The 15,619-nt window shown below is 41.6% G+C and carries 13 protein-coding genes; 11 read left to right on the forward strand and 2 right to left on the reverse strand.

What is annotated here, in order from left to right; genetic code table 11:
- Nucleotides 1–127 precede the first annotated feature (127 nt).
- Complete coding sequence (locus tag ACYVBM_RS16650) at nt 128–2,518, reverse strand: alpha-ketoacid dehydrogenase subunit alpha/beta (protein ID WP_460686823.1); 2,391 nt, start codon at nt 2,516–2,518, stop codon at nt 128–130.
- Nucleotides 2,519–2,745: 227 nt separating this feature from the next.
- Here ACYVBM_RS16650 and ACYVBM_RS16655 point away from each other — a divergent pair, with 227 nt between their 5' ends.
- Together ACYVBM_RS16655 and ACYVBM_RS16660 are read left to right on the forward strand one after the other, a co-directional pair.
- Nucleotides 2,746–3,135 carry a DUF1573 domain-containing protein gene (locus tag ACYVBM_RS16655; protein ID WP_460686824.1) on the forward strand — a complete coding sequence of 130 codons (390 nt, stop codon included), beginning with the start codon at nt 2,746–2,748 and terminating at the stop codon, nt 3,133–3,135.
- An 86-nt stretch (nt 3,136–3,221) separates the two neighbouring features.
- Entirely contained in the window at nt 3,222–4,421 is a 1,200-nt protein-coding gene (locus ACYVBM_RS16660; protein ID WP_460686825.1) for a pyridoxal phosphate-dependent aminotransferase, read from the forward strand.
- Here ACYVBM_RS16660 and ACYVBM_RS16665 read toward each other — a convergent pair.
- Nucleotides 4,416–4,991 carry a GNAT family N-acetyltransferase gene (locus tag ACYVBM_RS16665; RefSeq protein ID WP_460686826.1) on the reverse strand — a complete coding sequence of 192 codons (576 nt, stop codon included), beginning with the start codon at nt 4,989–4,991 and terminating at the stop codon, nt 4,416–4,418. The genes ACYVBM_RS16660 and ACYVBM_RS16665 overlap by 6 nt on opposite strands.
- A gap of 147 nt (nt 4,992–5,138) precedes the next feature.
- Between ACYVBM_RS16665 and ACYVBM_RS16670 the strand changes: the two genes are divergently transcribed.
- The 9 genes from ACYVBM_RS16670 (at nt 5,139) to ACYVBM_RS16710 (ending at nt 15,613) form a co-directional block, all read left to right on the forward strand.
- Nucleotides 5,139–6,452, forward strand: a complete 1,314-nt coding sequence (locus tag ACYVBM_RS16670) for an ammonium transporter (RefSeq protein WP_460686827.1) — start codon at nt 5,139–5,141, stop codon at nt 6,450–6,452.
- A 286-nt stretch (nt 6,453–6,738) separates the two neighbouring features.
- A complete protein-coding gene (locus ACYVBM_RS16675; protein ID WP_460686828.1) occupies nt 6,739–7,362 on the forward strand; it encodes a TetR/AcrR family transcriptional regulator in 624 nt (207 codons plus the stop codon).
- Nucleotides 7,346–8,677 (forward strand): TolC family protein, encoded by a 1,332-nt coding sequence (locus ACYVBM_RS16680; RefSeq protein WP_460686829.1) that lies wholly within the window; start codon nt 7,346–7,348, stop codon nt 8,675–8,677. The genes ACYVBM_RS16675 and ACYVBM_RS16680 overlap by 17 nt, the downstream gene beginning before the upstream one ends.
- Nucleotides 8,678–8,694: 17 nt before the next feature.
- Entirely contained in the window at nt 8,695–9,819 is a 1,125-nt protein-coding gene (locus ACYVBM_RS16685; protein ID WP_460686830.1) for an HlyD family secretion protein, read from the forward strand.
- A gap of 105 nt (nt 9,820–9,924) precedes the next feature.
- Nucleotides 9,925–11,508 (forward strand): DHA2 family efflux MFS transporter permease subunit, encoded by a 1,584-nt coding sequence (locus ACYVBM_RS16690; protein WP_460686831.1) that lies wholly within the window; start codon nt 9,925–9,927, stop codon nt 11,506–11,508.
- A 328-nt stretch (nt 11,509–11,836) separates the two neighbouring features.
- The gene (locus tag ACYVBM_RS16695) at nt 11,837–12,568 is read left to right on the forward strand and encodes a murein L,D-transpeptidase catalytic domain family protein (protein ID WP_460686832.1); all 732 of its coding nucleotides are present in this window, start codon (nt 11,837–11,839) and stop codon (nt 12,566–12,568) included.
- 242 nt (nt 12,569–12,810) lie between these two features.
- Nucleotides 12,811–14,250, forward strand: coding sequence for an anthranilate synthase component I family protein (locus ACYVBM_RS16700; RefSeq protein ID WP_460686833.1), 1,440 nt, complete (start codon nt 12,811–12,813; stop codon nt 14,248–14,250).
- Nucleotides 14,251–14,335: 85 nt separating this feature from the next.
- A complete protein-coding gene (locus tag ACYVBM_RS16705) occupies nt 14,336–14,905 on the forward strand; it encodes an anthranilate synthase component II (RefSeq protein WP_460686834.1) in 570 nt (189 codons plus the stop codon).
- A gap of 21 nt (nt 14,906–14,926) precedes the next feature.
- Nucleotides 14,927–15,613, forward strand: a complete 687-nt coding sequence (locus ACYVBM_RS16710; protein ID WP_460686835.1) for a hypothetical protein — start codon at nt 14,927–14,929, stop codon at nt 15,611–15,613.
- Nucleotides 15,614–15,619: the final 6 nt, after the last annotated feature.

Genomic DNA, 15,619 nt, shown 5'->3' on the forward strand with positions numbered 1-15,619 from the left:
CCTCACTTAAAGCAATTTTTGCTCCAAATGAGGCATTTTTTATATTCTTTTGCTAATAAAATACAAGCCTACACTGCATTACATATTTTCAGGAAGACCCTATATCTTGTTAATATTTTGGGTATCATTATTCGCTCATCATTTCCGTTAATACTGCTGCTATTTCTTCTGCATTAGGCTTGCTGAAATAGTCGCCATCGCTGCCATAGGCCGGCCTGTGATCTTTAGCCGTAATGGTTCTGGGCGCTACATCTAGATACCGGTATCCTCCTTGTTCCTCCATTACTTTGTTAAACATATAGCCGGCCGCCCCGCCCGGAACGTCCTCGTCTACAAAAACGATACGGTTTGTTTTTTTGAGTGATTCGACAATCATGTGGTTCCTGTCAAAGGGAAGCAGGGTTTGCACATCGATCAGCTCGCAGCTGATATGGAGTGGTTCCACCAATTTCATGGCCTGCTGTACGATCCTGATGGTAGAGCCATAGCTTACAATAGTAATATCTGTTCCTTCCTGTAAAATTTCAGGAATGCCTAAGGGAACGGTTATATCATTTAAATTAGCTGGAACCTTTTCTTTTAAGCGGTAGCCGTTGAGGCTTTCTATCACAAGCCCGGGATTATTACTTTTTAAAAGCGTATTATACATACCTGCTGCCTGCACAAAGTTCCTGGGCACACATATATACATACCGCGAAGGGCATTAATGATCATGCCCATAGGCGACCCGCTGTGCCATATCCCTTCCAGCCGGTGCCCTCTTGTTCTTACTATGATAGGACAGCTTTGCTTGCCACCGCTCCTGTAATAGAGCGATGCTACATCATCTGTTAAAGGCTGCAGGCCATATATTAAGTAATCAAGATACTGGATCTCAGCAATAGGACGTAAGCCTCTTAAGGCAAGCCCGATGCCTTCTCCGATAATAGAGAGCTCCCTGATACCGGTGTCAAAAATTCTTTTACTGCCATACTTTTTTTGCAATCCCGCAAATCCCTGGTTTACATCACCGATCTTTCCGAGGTCTTCACCAAAAGCAAATACTTTAGGGTTAGATGCGAACAGCCCGTCAAAATACCTGTTAATGATCTGGTAGCCGTTCAGCAGCGGCGATTCATCAGTAAAAACAGGTGCAATCACTTCTACGTTTAAAGCACCCTTAGGGCCATCTTCATATAAATAAGTATTATAGAGCTGCCTGTTTTCTTCGCAAAGCTCTTTGTAATAGTCTTTTGCTTCGGTTGTAGCTTTATCGCCACAAAGCAGCAATGCCTTATACAGGCTTTGCATACTGTTTTTACGTAAAGGCTCCCTGAGCGAGCCCAGATCTTTCGATATTTTTCTTAGTTCATCCTCATGCTCTAAATTATCAGGTATCAATGCCTCAATTACTTCGCGGCTTTTTTGTACCTGTTCTCTAATAGGGGCAAGGTATTCTTTCCAGGCCCGGTCTCTTGCTTCTTTTACATTTTGTCGCGCATCATTTTCTATTCTGGTAAGTGTCGCTGCATCGCCCAAGGCATTTTCCAGTATCCATGCTTTCATTTTCTTTAAGCAATCCCATTCTTTTTCCCATGCAAGCCTCTCGGGGCTTTTATACCTTTCATGGCTGCCTGATGTACTATGGCCCTGAGGCTGGGTAAGCTCTTCTACATGAAAAATCACCGGAGTATGGGTTTCGCGGGCTAATTGAATGCCTTCGTCAAAAACTTCTACCATACCCATATAATCCCAGCCTTTTAAAGTGGCTATATAAAATCCGTTGGTTCCTTCTTCTTTTTCAAATCCTTTTAGTGCCCTGGATACAGAACCTTTAGTTGTCTGATATTCTCTTGGTACTGAAATGCCATAACCATCGTCCCAGACAAAAATAGCAACAGGTACCTGTAGCACGCCGGCGGCATTCACCGCCTCCCAGAAATGCCCCTCGCTGGTAGAGGCATCGCCAATTGTGCAAAAACACACTTCATTACCGCTGTCAGATAGTTGTTTGAATTGTTTTAATTCCTCTACCTCCCTGAACAGCTTTGATGCCAGGCCAATGCCTACAGCCCTTGGCATCTGGGAGGCGGTGGAAGACATGTCCGTACAGGTATTCTTTATACTTACCAGGTCGGCCCATTCTCCGTCTTCCCGGGTATTACGGCTGGTGTAATGACAGTTCATTTGCCGGCCCCGGCTAAAAGGTTCACGCTCGGGGTGAGGATCTGCATAAAGCTGTGCAAAATATTGAAGAGGGGTAGATTCGCCCAGGGCAAATATAATGGTTTGGTCGCGGTAGTAGCCGCTTCGCCAGTCGCCGGGTTTAAAAAATTTGGCAAGAGCTACCTGTGCCACTTCCTTACCATCTCCAAATATGCCAAATTTGGCCTTGCCTGTAAGTACTTCCTTACGCGAAAGGAGACTGGTTTCCCTGCTCAGGCATGCTATGTAATAATCATGTAAAACTCCGTCTTTAAATTTATCAAAAGACAGCATTTCATTTTGCCCTGCAATTTCGGAGTGTAACATATCCATGCAACAAAAATAAGTGAGAAGCGTTAAATATGAATATAACGAATTAATAAGCATTTTAGTGTAATGATTATATCAATAAAAAGAATGGTTCATGCAGCAGGCATGCATACAACCATTTAATTATTTAATAATATGTGTCCGGTATCTTTTTTAATGCAACTTTATCCATGCTTATTCCGTCTTTTTAAATATTTTTGTAATCCCATTTGTAAACTAAGAAAATTTTAATGATGAAGAAGATCAGCTTTGTTTTTTCCCTGTTATTTATGTTGTCTGTAAATATCATGTATGCGCAATCGGCCGATGCTGCTATAAAAATGGTGAAAGAGAAATACGATATTGGTAAAGTATCGCCTGGTGATGCGGTTACTTTTGATATGGAGTTTGTAAATCAGACTAAAAAGCCTGTGGTTGTTAAAACGGTACAGGCTGGCTGTGGTTGTACGGTTCCGGAAAAACCAACAGAACCGGTATTGCCCGGTAAAACAGGCAAAGTAAAAGTATCTTATAAACCATCAAGCCCCGGTCCTGTAAACAGGGATGTGGAAATTTACCTGGCCGGATATACCGAACCCAAGATCGTTTATTTCACAGGAGAAGTAGTTGCCAAAAAATAAAAACATTATACCGAAGCATTTCGGATCCCTTCTCTAAGAAGGGATTTTTTTATGGTGTTGCACGATGAAGACTGTAATTTTGTTTTATGCTTAATATATCGAAGAGGGGAGAGCGGATGCCCGCATCTCCCATCAGGAAACTGGTTCCTTATGCAGAAGCTGCTAAGAAGAAAAATATACGGGTATATCATCTAAATATCGGCCAGCCTGATATTGAAACGCCGGCGGCTATGATGGCGGCAGTGAAGCATGCTGATATTCCTATACTTGAGTACAGCCATAGCGCCGGTAACGAAAGTTACCGGAGAAAGCTGGCAACCTATTATGCCAAAACGGGTATTTCAGTAACTTATGATGAGATATTAATCACCACTGGTGGAAGTGAAGCCATATTGTTTGCTTTTTTTGCCTGCCTGGATGAGGGAGATGAAATTATTATTTCGGAGCCTTTATATGCTAATTATATTGGTTTTGCCTGCGAAGCGGGTGTTCATGTTGTTCCCGTAAGATCTACTATTGAAACAGGATTCAAGCTACCACCGGTCAGCGAATTTGAAAAAGCGATTACCCGCAAAACCAGGGCTATACTGGTTTGCAATCCTAATAACCCAACAGGGTATTTATACAGCAAAGAAGAAATGCTGGAAATAGGGGCTATCTGCAAAAAGCATGATCTTTATTTTCTCAGTGATGAAGCGTACAGGGAGTTTTGTTACAGTGATGGTGAATATACCAGCGTCATGCAATTACCCGGCCTTGAAGAGCATGCTATACTTTTAGATACCATCAGCAAACGCTACAGTGCTTGTGGCGCACGTATAGGGGCGCTGGTTACAAAGAACAGGAATATTTATAATGCCGCATTAAAATTCGGACAGGCAAGGTTGAGCCCTCCCGGCCTGGCTCAGATACTGGGAGAAGCGGCTATTGATCTGCCTGATAACTTTTTTGATGAATCAAAAGCAGAATATTTAAGCCGGAGAGATTTACTGGTAAGCCGTTTAAACCAGATGAAAGGCGTTTATTGCCCCAATCCCGGGGGGGCATTTTATGCTATGGCTAAGCTGCCGATCGATAATTCCGATAAATTCTGCCAGTGGATGCTGGAGGAGTTTTCTTATAATAACCAAACTGTTATGTTTGCTCCCGGTACAGGTTTCTATATAACACCCGGTCTGGGTGCTGATGAAGTACGAATGGCTTATGTTATTAATAAAGAGTCGATCAATAATGCAATGGATTGCCTGCAGGAGGCGTTGAAAGTATACCCGGGAAGCACTTTATAGTGATTCCTGTAAAACTTTTTCTACTACCTGCGGATCTAAATCAGGAAAGGAAACAATTGGAGTGGGAATATTTGTGCCGGGTTCCTTCAGACCAAGCTGCCACCAGCCTACATGACACCAGCGGTCCAATTTATAACCTGCATTTTCATAAGTCGCAAACCACCGGAAGCCCATTTGTTCATGAAATTTCACACTCTCCGGATTAGGAACGGTTATTACCGCATAAACTGTATAGATGCCCTGTAGCTTCAGCAGCTTAAAAAGAGCGGAGTATAATTGCCGTGCAATTCCTTTTTTCTTATAATCTGCGCGTATATATACAGAGCATTCAGCTACCCATTGATAAGCTTCCCTTTCCCTGTATGCAGAAGCGTATGCATATCCTACAACATTATCTCCGTCAGTCATAACCAGCCAGGGGAATTTTTGAGAATACTTTTGGATTCTGTTTTTAAATGCTTCAATATCAGGTGTGCGGGTCTCAAAACTCACCACTCCGTTAGTTACAAACGGTGCATAAATTTCCCTTATTTGCCTTGCGTGGATTAAGTCGGCTCTTACTATTTTCATATTAAAAATAAATAAATATAAACATATTTTTTATTTACTATATATAAATTGAAATAAAATTTATAATTTTATGTTTTAGATAATTGAATGTTGATATTTTTAGTTCAATTATTTATTTAAATCACATTAAAAATATTTATTATGCACATGACCAAGAAACTGGCTATTCTTCCTTTCCTGCTGCTTATGTTAGTTACTCTTCTTTGCCTTTTTATGGGGCATAACCCTGTTAGCAGTCCGACTGACCCTGCTATTGATACCGGGGATACCGCCTGGTTACTTACATCAACCGCGTTGGTTTTAATTATGACACCCGGCCTTGCTTTTTTCTATGGGGGCATGGTTAAAAAGAAAAATGTGATTTCCACAATGTTACAAAGTTTTATTTGTATGGCCTTTGTTTCTATTATTTGGGTGGTTTTTGGATTCAGCCTGGCTTTTGGCAATGATATTGGCGGGTTTATTGGAAATCCATCTACCTTTTTTCTTTTAAATGGTATTGCAGATGGTAAGCCCTGGGCTGCCGCCCCTACTGTTCCCCTGGCCGTTTTTGTATTTTTCCAGCTGAAATTTGCGATCATCACTCCGGCGTTGGTTACGGGTGCTTTTTCTGAACGCGTACGCTTTACATCGTATATTTTGTTCATTTTAATGTTTTTTGTATTTATTTATGCACCGTTGGCCCATATGACCTGGCATCCTGATGGTATTTTGGCAAAACTGGGCGTTTTAGATTTTGCCGGTGGAACCGTGGTGCATATGAGCGCCGGTGTAGCCGCCCTGGCGAGTGCGATCTACTTAAGAAAAAGGACAGACCAGGAGATGAAACCCGCACGTATTACTTATGTGTTACTGGGTACCGGTTTGCTTTGGTTTGGATGGTTTGGTTTTAACGGAGGATCTGCAATGGGAGCCAATAATCTTGCTGCAATAGCTTTGGCTACTACTGCTGTTGCATCTGGTGGTGCCGCTTTTACATGGATCATGTTTGATGCATTAAGAGGTAAAAAGCCTTCGGCTATGGGTACCAGCATTGGCGCTGTGGTAGGTTTGGTGGCTATAACTCCTGCTGCCGGTTTTGTTAGTATTCCTCATGCTTTGGTAATTGGCGTGGTTACCGCATTTATCAGTAATCTGATGGTTGAATGGAGAACAAGAACAAGTATTGATGATACACTGGATGTTTTCCCTTGTCATGGTGTGGGTGGTTTGGTAGGCATGATACTTACAGGCGTTTTTGCAAGCCCCGGTATCAATTCTGTTGTAGTGGATAAAGGTTTGTTCTTTGGAGAAACAAAGCTGTTTACCACACATCTTTTAGTAGCGATAGGTGTATTAGTAGGTGTATTCATTATGTCTATGATCATTTTAAAGATCACCGATTTAATTACTCCGTTAAGAGTGAGTGAAGAAGAAGAGGCTGAAGGTTTGGATGTAAGCCAACTGGGAGAATCCTTATAATCAGGTTTTTAAAAGATTTGAAAAGTGCAATACCGGGAGGTTTGCACTTTTTTTATTTGAAATACGCTTTGTTTGGATTGATGTTTAGAAATAATTTGTATGGGAGGTCTGGGCTATTCTTTGTTCAACACATTTTTTTGAAGGAAAGAGATCACCGTGCCGGGATCGGTTAATAATATATGTAATCAACTGTTATATCATTTAGAGAGTCGCCAGTCTTTTTATTAAAAAATAAATTAAACAAATGTTTGATTAATTTAAACAATTGTTTAATTTTGTCGTCTGAATGACAAAGAAAGAGTTCATATTGGAGAAAGCAGAGGAACTGTTTGCGGAGAAGGGATTTGATGCTACATCTGTTCGGGATATATCCAAAGCAGCCAAGATCAATATAGCTATGATCTCCTACTATTTTGGGTCTAAGGAGAAGCTGATGGCAGAGCTATTCAGGATGAAGATGTCTGTGGGATTGAATTCGGTTAAAGAAATAGCGGAAGATGAGTCTCTTTGTCCGATTGGGAAGATTGAGAAAGCTATTGCAGGTTATGTAGACCGGGTAAAAAATAACCGTTCGTTTTATAAAGTGATACTGGCAGAACAGGCAACTAACAAAAATAAAAGTGTCATCAGATTTTTAAGTAGGTCTAAAGAAACATATGCCAGGTTTTTTGACCAGGTCATAACGGAAGGGAAAAGATCAGGAGTGTTTAACAAAAAGGTAGACCCGGTTCTGTTTCAAACCACCATTACAGGAACCATAATGCAGTCCCTTATAAACAAGCATTTATATGCTGATCATTATGGAGCTAAAGTTACCAGGGAATGGCTGCAGGATGTTTATTTCGAAAAAGTAAAGGATCATTTAAAATTTATTACAAAAAGTATTTTAGGGTATGAATCTGAAAACTAAAGCGCTGTGGTTTTTATCCGCGGCGCTCTGCTCCTGTGCCAATGTAACGGCCCAGGAAGTAAGAAAAATAACGTTTGATGAAGCATTGGGGTTGGGTATTGCCCACAGCAATCACCTGAAGATCGATGACGCAAAAATTGCAGAGGCTGAAGCTGCTATTACGGAAGCCAAAAACAGGCAATTACCGGACCTGAAACTCAGTGGCAGCTACCTGAGGCTTACCAATGCCAATATCGACCTGAAAACAGCCCGGCAATCTTCAGAAGAAGGCGGATCGCATGCGGCACAAACTCCAAAGGTAAACCAGGCCGTATATGGTATGGCCAATTTTTCTTTGCCCCTGTTTGCAGGAGGCCGTATCAAATATGGCATTGAATCGTCCAGGTATTTATTGGAGGCCGCTAAACTGAATGCGGGCAAGGACAGGAACGCCATAGCCTATAATATAAGCCAGGCTTATGCTAACCTGTTCAAAGCTGCACAGGTGGTAACAGTGATCAAAGAGAATCTGTCGGCCTCCCGGCAAAGAGATGCGGATTTTTTAAACAAGGAAAATAACGGCCTCATTGCGCGCAATGACCGGCTGAAAGCACAACTTCAAACTTCGGATATAGAGCTGCGGCTGCTGGAAGCAGAAAATGCCTTCAATATAGCTAATGTAAATATGGACCTGCTGTTGGGCTTACCCGAAACCACGGCTTTGGAAGTGGATTCCGCTTTTATAGGGCAACAGATGGAGGACCGGTCTTATGCAGATTATGAGCAGCTGGCCATGCAGAACCGTAAAGATGTGCAGGCAATAGATTTCCAGCAGAAGGCAGCGGTATTGAGTACGAAAGCAGCAAAGGCTGAGAATTTGCCCGCATTTGCCTTAACCGGTGGGTATGTAGCTGCTGATATCCCCAAGGTATTAACCATTACCAATGCGGTTAATGCTGGCATAGGCGTGCAATATAACCTGGCTAATCTGTGGAAAAGCAATGCGGTTCTCAAACAGTCCAAGGCAAGAGAAATGCAGTTGTCTGCTTCACAGGCTATGTTAATGGATGATATCAGGCTGAACCTGAATAAAGATTACCAAAACGCTTTTCTTGCGAAGAAAAAAATAGAAGTGTACGAGATGGCGCAGGATCAGGCTACAGAAAATTACAGGATTACTAAAAATAAGTTTGACAATAACCTGGTAACTATTACCGACCTGTTAGAGGCTAACGTTACGTTATTGTCTGCTAAAATAAATGTTTTAAATGCCAGGGCCGATGCCGCACTGGCTTACCGGAAACTACTAGAGACCACAGGGGTTCTTTATCAATAAATTCTAATTCTACAAAAATGGCAAATAATACAATTACTGAAACAAATGAACCGGCAGCAGAGAATGTACCTGCTAAAAAAAGAAGTCCGATATTCTTTATCATACTTGCTGTGATGGTAATAGGGAGCTTGTATTTGGGAATCACAAGATACATTCATAGTCAGAAGCATGAAGAAACTGATGATGCACAGGTAGAAGCCAACCTGAGTCCTGTGATTTCAAAGATCTCGGGGTATATCAGTGAAGTAAGGGTGAAGGATAATCAGGTAGTGCAAAAAGGGGATACGTTGATTATTCTTGATAAAAGAGATCTTGCTATGGCACTTGAACAGGCTGAAGCGGGGCTTTCGACAGCGCGAAGCAACCTGGCGTCTGCACAGGCGAATATCTCGGCTACTCATAAAAATATAGGTACGGCTGCGGCAGCTGTTGAAACCGTTAATGCGCAAATTGAAGCAGCTAAAGTGAACCAATGGAGGGCTGCAGAAGATTTAAAAAGATACGAAAATTTAATAAAAGATCACTCTGTTACCCAGCAGCAGTATGAGCAGGTATTGGCTGCTAAACAGTCGGCAGATAAGCAGTTACAGATTTTAATAGCGCAACGTAACCAGGCTGCGGCACAGACAGGCGTGGTTAAAGGACAGGTAGATGCAAGCAAAGAACAATCGGATATAGCAAGGTCGGGTATCAGGCAAAGAGAAGTAGAAGTTGAGAATGCGAAGTTAAATTTAAGCTATACAGTAATAACGGCTGCTGAAAGCGGTATTGTATCTAAAGTACCGGTACAGGCAGGGCAGTTTATACAGGCGGGTGCGCAATTGTTCAGCATTGTATTAAATGATGATAAATGGGTGGTGGCCAATTTTAAAGAAACCCAGGTGAATAAAATGGTGGAAGGACAAAAAGTGATTGTAAAAGCAGATGCTTTTCCAGGTAAGGAATTTGAAGCAAAGCTTGCTTCACTATCACCCGCAACCGGTGCCCGTTTTGCACTGTTGCCTCCCGATAATGCAAGTGGGAATTTTGTAAAGGTAGTACAGCGCCTTCCTGTGAAAATTGAATTTGAGCATCCCAAAGATCCGCTGATCCAAAAATTGCGTGCGGGCATGAATGTAGTAGTAGACGTGCATTTGAATTAGTGCATAGTGAGTGATGAGTGGTTATGCTGATAGGAGTATACCTGTCGAAGGGTGCGACGCAAATACGCCGGGTTTTTTAGTGAAGCCGGCTTAATAAAATACAAAATGGAAGATCAAAATTCGTTGGTTGAATATGGCTTTCGCCGGTTTATTGTAACACTAACAGCAATCGTGTGCGCGCTGCTGGAGATTGTGGATACAACAATTGTGAATGTGGCGCTGAATGATATGAAGGGAAACATGGGCGCAACGCTTTCGGAAGTAGGATGGGTGATTACAGCGTATGCGATTGGAAATGTGATTATAGTACCTATGACCAGCTGGTTATCGCAACAATTTGGAAGGCGGAATTATTTTGCTTTCTCTATTGCGCTTTTCACCGTGTGCTCTTTCCTGTGTGGAAATGCTACCGGCATTTGGGAGCTGGTTGCTTTCAGGTTTTTACAGGGAGTAGGCGGGGGTGCCCTGCTGGTTACTTCGCAAACTATTATTACCGAGTCTTACCCGGCCGAAAAACGGGGCATGGCACAGGCTATTTATGGTTTGGGAGTAATTGTGGGCCCCACGTTAGGCCCGCCGCTGGGTGGTTATATTGTAGATAATTTTAGCTGGCCTTATATTTTTTACATTAATATTCCTCTGGGCATTATTGCTGTTTTGCTCACGCTGCAGTTTATAAAAAGTCCCCGGTATGCAGAAAAAAAATCCAAAAGCGAAATAGATTGGCTGGGTATATTTTTACTGGCTCTTACAGTAGGATCTCTGCAGTTTATTTTGGAACGCGGACATGAAGAGGATTGGTTCCAAAGCTCAATGATAGTAGTTTTTACTGCATTGGCAGTATTTGGCCTGTTCTTTTTTATATGGCGTGAGCTTACTTATAAAAATCCTATTGTTGAATTGCGGGTATTAAGGAACGGTAACCTCCGTATCGGTACTGTAATGTCTTTTATACTTGGATTTGGCCTGTATGGTTCTACCTTCATTATACCGCTATATACCCAAAGCCTGTTGGGATGGACCGCTTTTCAATCGGGGATGCTAATGATCCCAGCCACACTTGCAACAGCGTTTATGATGCCCATAGTAGGTAAGCTTATCTCTAAAGGCGTACCCCAGCCGTATATGGTGGCTGTGGGACTATTATTATTTTTTGTATATAGTTTGTGGGGATATAAAATTATTACACCAGATACCGGTAAAGATAATTTTTTCTGGATGCTGATTGTTAGGGGCCTGGGGTTGAGCCTGCTGTTTATACCCATCACTACCATGGCGCTGTCTACTTTAAAAGGCCAGCAAATTGGACAGGGGGCCGCATTTACAGGAATGATGCGGCAGCTGGGCGGATCTTTTGGTGTAGCGGCTATCACTACTTTCATCAGTAACCGGAATATGATGTACCGGAATGACCTTATATCCAAACTCGATGTAAATGATCTCAATGTACAGCAAAGGGTAACTGCCTTAAAACATGGGTTTATAGCTAAAGGAATGACTCCTGATGTTGCGTTAGGCTCGGCATACAAATCCCTGGATTTTTCAATAACCAGACAGGCTGCTGTATTATCGTATATGGATGTATTCTTATATCTCGGTATCATGTTCCTGATTTGTATTCCGTTTATATTATTTATACGGAAACGGAAAAGCAAAGAAGTAATTGATTTAAGCGAAGCGATGCATTAATATTTTGTTTTATTTGTTTTACGGATGCGGGGTTTTTACTCCGCATTTTTTTTAGCTAATGGCATAGGTTCAAATAATAAGAAAGGCGCTGAGCCTGTTGAATTTTTTTATTTAAACCAGAGAGCGTTTTATTCTTTATGAATTGAAAATCAATAAATTATTTAATTTTTTGAGGGTGGTTATATCAATTGTTAAAATTTACCTATTGTAAAGTGCCCACGCAATATTTCTCTTTACAAAGCGTTTTTATTATTTGCCTTTCCTGAACTTACCCACTTATAGAAAAACATTCCTGTAGTTTAAAAAAAATGAAAAATCTGTAGAAGATATGCAGTTAAAAAACTATTTAAGATTGCTCAGTATCTGTGTGTTATCCATAGCTTTTATGTCCTGGACGATTGATAGAATTGGATCTCGTAAAGAAGGTAAAATAATTTCTGAAGGGAATAAATCGTCTAAAACCTATTCTAAGTCAATTGAGTATGTTTATGACAGCCTTCAATTAGATCACCAGGGTCTATCGCAGGAAGCTTTTGAATATGCAATTCATGGTTTTGAAAAGCTCGACCAGGAAGGTGTATTGAGTAACGACTCTGTGTTGACGATCATTGATTTTGATCAGCCCAGTTACCGCAAAAGATTATATGTGATCGATGTAAAGAATTTTAAAGTGCTTTTCAATACTTTAGTCGCGCATGGAAAAAATACTGGTAAAGAAATAGCCCGGTTCTTCAGCAATACCAACGAATCACATAAGAGCAGTCTGGGATTTTATATTACTGAAGATACTTATAATGGCAGCAAAGGCTATTCCTTAAAATTAAGGGGACTTGAAAAGGGAATTAATAATAATGCTTATCACAGAGCTATTGTAATGCACGGTGCTGATTATGTAAGCGAATCATTTATTAATGCACAGGGGTATATAGGCCGTAGCCATGGTTGCCCTGCAGTGCCTGTAGAATTGAACAAGCCGATCATCCAGACCATAAAGGATGGCTCCTGCCTTTTTATTTACAATAAAACCTATAAACCCTCTCCGGTTTTTCATATTAGCTAGCCGTATATTTTTAAATTTCAACTTTTGATACAAAAAAAATTTGTATTCCATTTATTTCCCTTTTATATTTGCGGGCATGAGCAAGCAGGCAGTTTTTTTTTGGTGGTGGCATACAAACTCTTCTGGGGTATTGTAGTGCCGCGCATCTAAAGGATGAATGATATACAAGAACCCCGGTAAGTCCGGGGTTTTTTGTTGACTTTTTAGGAAAAAGATCTTTTGACTATAGTTTGATAACACATATGCAAAACGTAAAAATTAAAACAACCGTTACCTCAATGCTGGCTGATATATTTACGCCGGTGGGTATCTATTTGCGCTTACGCGACAGGTTTCGTGATACTATTTTGCTGGAAAGCACAGATAACCATGTGGCTGAAAACAGCTGGTCGTTCATCGGGGTAAATGCCATCGCAGGTATTGAGATATCTTCTGATGAAAAAATAGAAATCAAACTGCCTGGCCATACAGCGGAAGAAGTGGTTTTGAATAATGACGAATATCAGACCCTGGCGCAAGCAGGCATAGCATCTGTATTGCGCAGCTTTATGCAACGCTTTGACGTAGAAGCTCCCCAAAATAAAGTAGCATCCTTTGCCCAGGGACTTTACGGTTATACATCGTATGATGCGGTACGCTTTTTCGAAACGATTCCCGGTACTGTATTTAAGAAAGATAAAGATGCGATCCCTTTAATGCGTTACCGCTTATATCAATATGTCATCGCGATTAATCATTTTAAGGATGAACTGTTTATTTGCGAAAATGAAATAGAAGGGCTTAAAAGGGAGAAGCATTTGCTGGAATCTCTGATACGCGGGAAAGATGTTCCTGTTTACCCATTCAGTATTAGAGGTAATGAAGGCTCTAATATGACAGATGACGAGTACCGTGCTATGGTAAAACAGGGTATTGCACATTGTTTCAGGGGCGATGTATTCCAGATCGTATTAAGCCGCCGGTTTCAACAGCCTTTTACAGGCGATGAATTTAATGTATACCGGGCATTAAGGAATATCAATCCCTCTCCCTACCTGTTTTTCTTTGACTACGGGGATTACAAGCTCCTGGGATCTTCTCCCGAATCTCAATTAATTATTAATAATGGCAAAGCTATTGTACATCCTATTGCCGGAACCGTAAAGCGTACCGGTGATGATAAACTGGATGCAGCAGAAACGGTACGACTGGAGAACGATTCCAAAGAAAATGCGGAGCATGTGATGCTGGTTGACCTGGCGCGTAATGATCTAAGCCGTGGCTGTCATAATGTGAAGGTGGAGCATTTCCGCGAAACACATTTTTACTCGCATGTGATTCACCTGGTAAGTGAAGTTTCGGGCCAGCTCAACGATGCCGCCCATTCATTTGAGCTGTTAACTAAAACCTTCCCCGCAGGTACGCTTAGCGGTGCGCCAAAGATCAAGGCTATGCAGCTGATCAACGGCCTGGAACCCACACCAAGAGGGTATTATGGTGGTGCCGTGGGATTTATGGGCTTTAACGGAAGTTGCAATCAGGCCATTATGATACGTACTTTCCTGAGTCGGGGCAATACTTTATACTACCAGGCCGGTGCCGGTGTGGTAGCGGCAAGCGTGCCCGAAAATGAGCTGCAGGAAGTAAATAACAAGCTCGGTGCTCTTAAAAAGGCTGTTGAGGTGGCGCAGCAAATCAGCTGATAGTGGCAGATCATATTTATGGATAGGTTATGAGCTATTCTCAAATTAAAATTTATCATTTTACATTTAATATTTTTCATTCTACATGAAGCTTCTTGTTTTTGATAACTACGATTCTTTTACCTACAACCTGGTGCATCTGGTTGAAAAAATATTACATCAGAAAGTAGATGTGTACCGCAATGATCAGATAGCGCTTGAAAAAGTGAAGGACTACGATAAGATCATTCTTTCCCCTGGTCCCGGCATTCCTGTAGAAGCCGGTTTGCTATTACCTCTGATAAAAGAATATGCACCTGCAAAATCCATATTGGGTGTATGCCTTGGGCAGCAGGCGATAGGTGAGGCATTTGGCGGAAAGCTGACGAACCTGTCGAAAGTGTATCACGGCGTTGCAACATCGTGCAAAATAATTAGGGAAGACGCAAAGCTGTTTGCGGGCCTACCGGAGCACATTGAGGTGGGACGTTATCATTCGTGGGTCATATCAGAAGAGGGATTCCCCGATGATCTGGAAATAACTGCTGTTGATGAAGAAAATATGATTATGGCCTTGAGGCATAAAACATATGATGTGCGCGGGGTACAGTTTCATCCTGAAAGTGTGCTGACGCCAATGGGAGAGATGATCATTCGAAACTGGTTAGCTGAATAAACAATAATTTCATTTATTGCTATGGCTTTTGAGTTGGAGAAGGTGGTTCCCTGGGGTCGTAATATGAACGAATACAGAAGGATGTTTGACTTAACGGATGATGACCTGGATAAGTCGGTTATCAGCTTTGGAGATGGCCCGGCCAGTTTCAATGTTGAAATGACACAAAAAGGGAAGCGGGTTATTTCTGTTGACCCCGTTTACCGGTTTTCCGCTAAAGAAATAGCACAACGGGTTGAAGAGACAAAGAGCGTGATCATGGAACAGGTAAAGGCAAATGCAGCTAATTTTATCTGGAAGGAAATCAAAAGCCCGGGAGAACTGGAAGCTATTCGTCTAAAAGCCATGAGCTTTTTTATTTATGACTTTGAGAAAGGAAAAGCAGAAGGACGGTATATTGATCATGCCCTGCCAGCCAAAACCGATTTTGATGAAGGCGTGTTTGGAATGGCATTAAGCTCTCATTTTTTATTGTTGTACACCCAACTGGGGCTGGCGTTTCATATTTCGTCAATACAGGAAATGCTAAGGGTGGCAAATGAAGCAAGGATATTTCCTGTACTGGATCTGGACGCCAAAGAGTCGGTGTTGCTGAGGCCGGTGATAGATTATTTTGAAGGCGGTTTCGATGTTCAGCTACGGGAAGTGGTTTATGAATTTCAACAGGGAGGAAATAAAATGCTGACAATAAAAAAGAAACCTGAATAGGTTTGA

Source organism: Niabella aquatica (assembly GCF_054779315.1).

Bases quoted from the DNA above. Each gene is read 5' to 3' on its own strand.
- ACYVBM_RS16650 (WP_460686823.1), bottom strand. From the start codon at position 2,518: ATGGATATGTTACACTCCGAAATTGCAGGGCAAAATGAAATGCTGTCT.
- ACYVBM_RS16655 (WP_460686824.1), top strand. From the start codon at position 2,746: ATGATGAAGAAGATCAGCTTTGTTTTTTCCCTGTTATTTATGTTGTCT.
- ACYVBM_RS16660 (WP_460686825.1), top strand. From the start codon at position 3,222: ATGCTTAATATATCGAAGAGGGGAGAGCGGATGCCCGCATCTCCCATC.
- ACYVBM_RS16665 (WP_460686826.1), bottom strand. From the start codon at position 4,991: ATGAAAATAGTAAGAGCCGACTTAATCCACGCAAGGCAAATAAGGGAA.
- ACYVBM_RS16670 (WP_460686827.1), top strand. From the start codon at position 5,139: ATGACCAAGAAACTGGCTATTCTTCCTTTCCTGCTGCTTATGTTAGTT.
- ACYVBM_RS16675 (WP_460686828.1), top strand. From the start codon at position 6,739: ATGACAAAGAAAGAGTTCATATTGGAGAAAGCAGAGGAACTGTTTGCG.
- ACYVBM_RS16680 (WP_460686829.1), top strand. From the start codon at position 7,346: ATGAATCTGAAAACTAAAGCGCTGTGGTTTTTATCCGCGGCGCTCTGC.
- ACYVBM_RS16685 (WP_460686830.1), top strand. From the start codon at position 8,695: ATGGCAAATAATACAATTACTGAAACAAATGAACCGGCAGCAGAGAAT.
- ACYVBM_RS16690 (WP_460686831.1), top strand. From the start codon at position 9,925: ATGGAAGATCAAAATTCGTTGGTTGAATATGGCTTTCGCCGGTTTATT.
- ACYVBM_RS16695 (WP_460686832.1), top strand. From the start codon at position 11,837: ATGCAGTTAAAAAACTATTTAAGATTGCTCAGTATCTGTGTGTTATCC.
- ACYVBM_RS16700 (WP_460686833.1), top strand. From the start codon at position 12,811: ATGCAAAACGTAAAAATTAAAACAACCGTTACCTCAATGCTGGCTGAT.
- ACYVBM_RS16705 (WP_460686834.1), top strand. From the start codon at position 14,336: ATGAAGCTTCTTGTTTTTGATAACTACGATTCTTTTACCTACAACCTG.
- ACYVBM_RS16710 (WP_460686835.1), top strand. From the start codon at position 14,927: ATGGCTTTTGAGTTGGAGAAGGTGGTTCCCTGGGGTCGTAATATGAAC.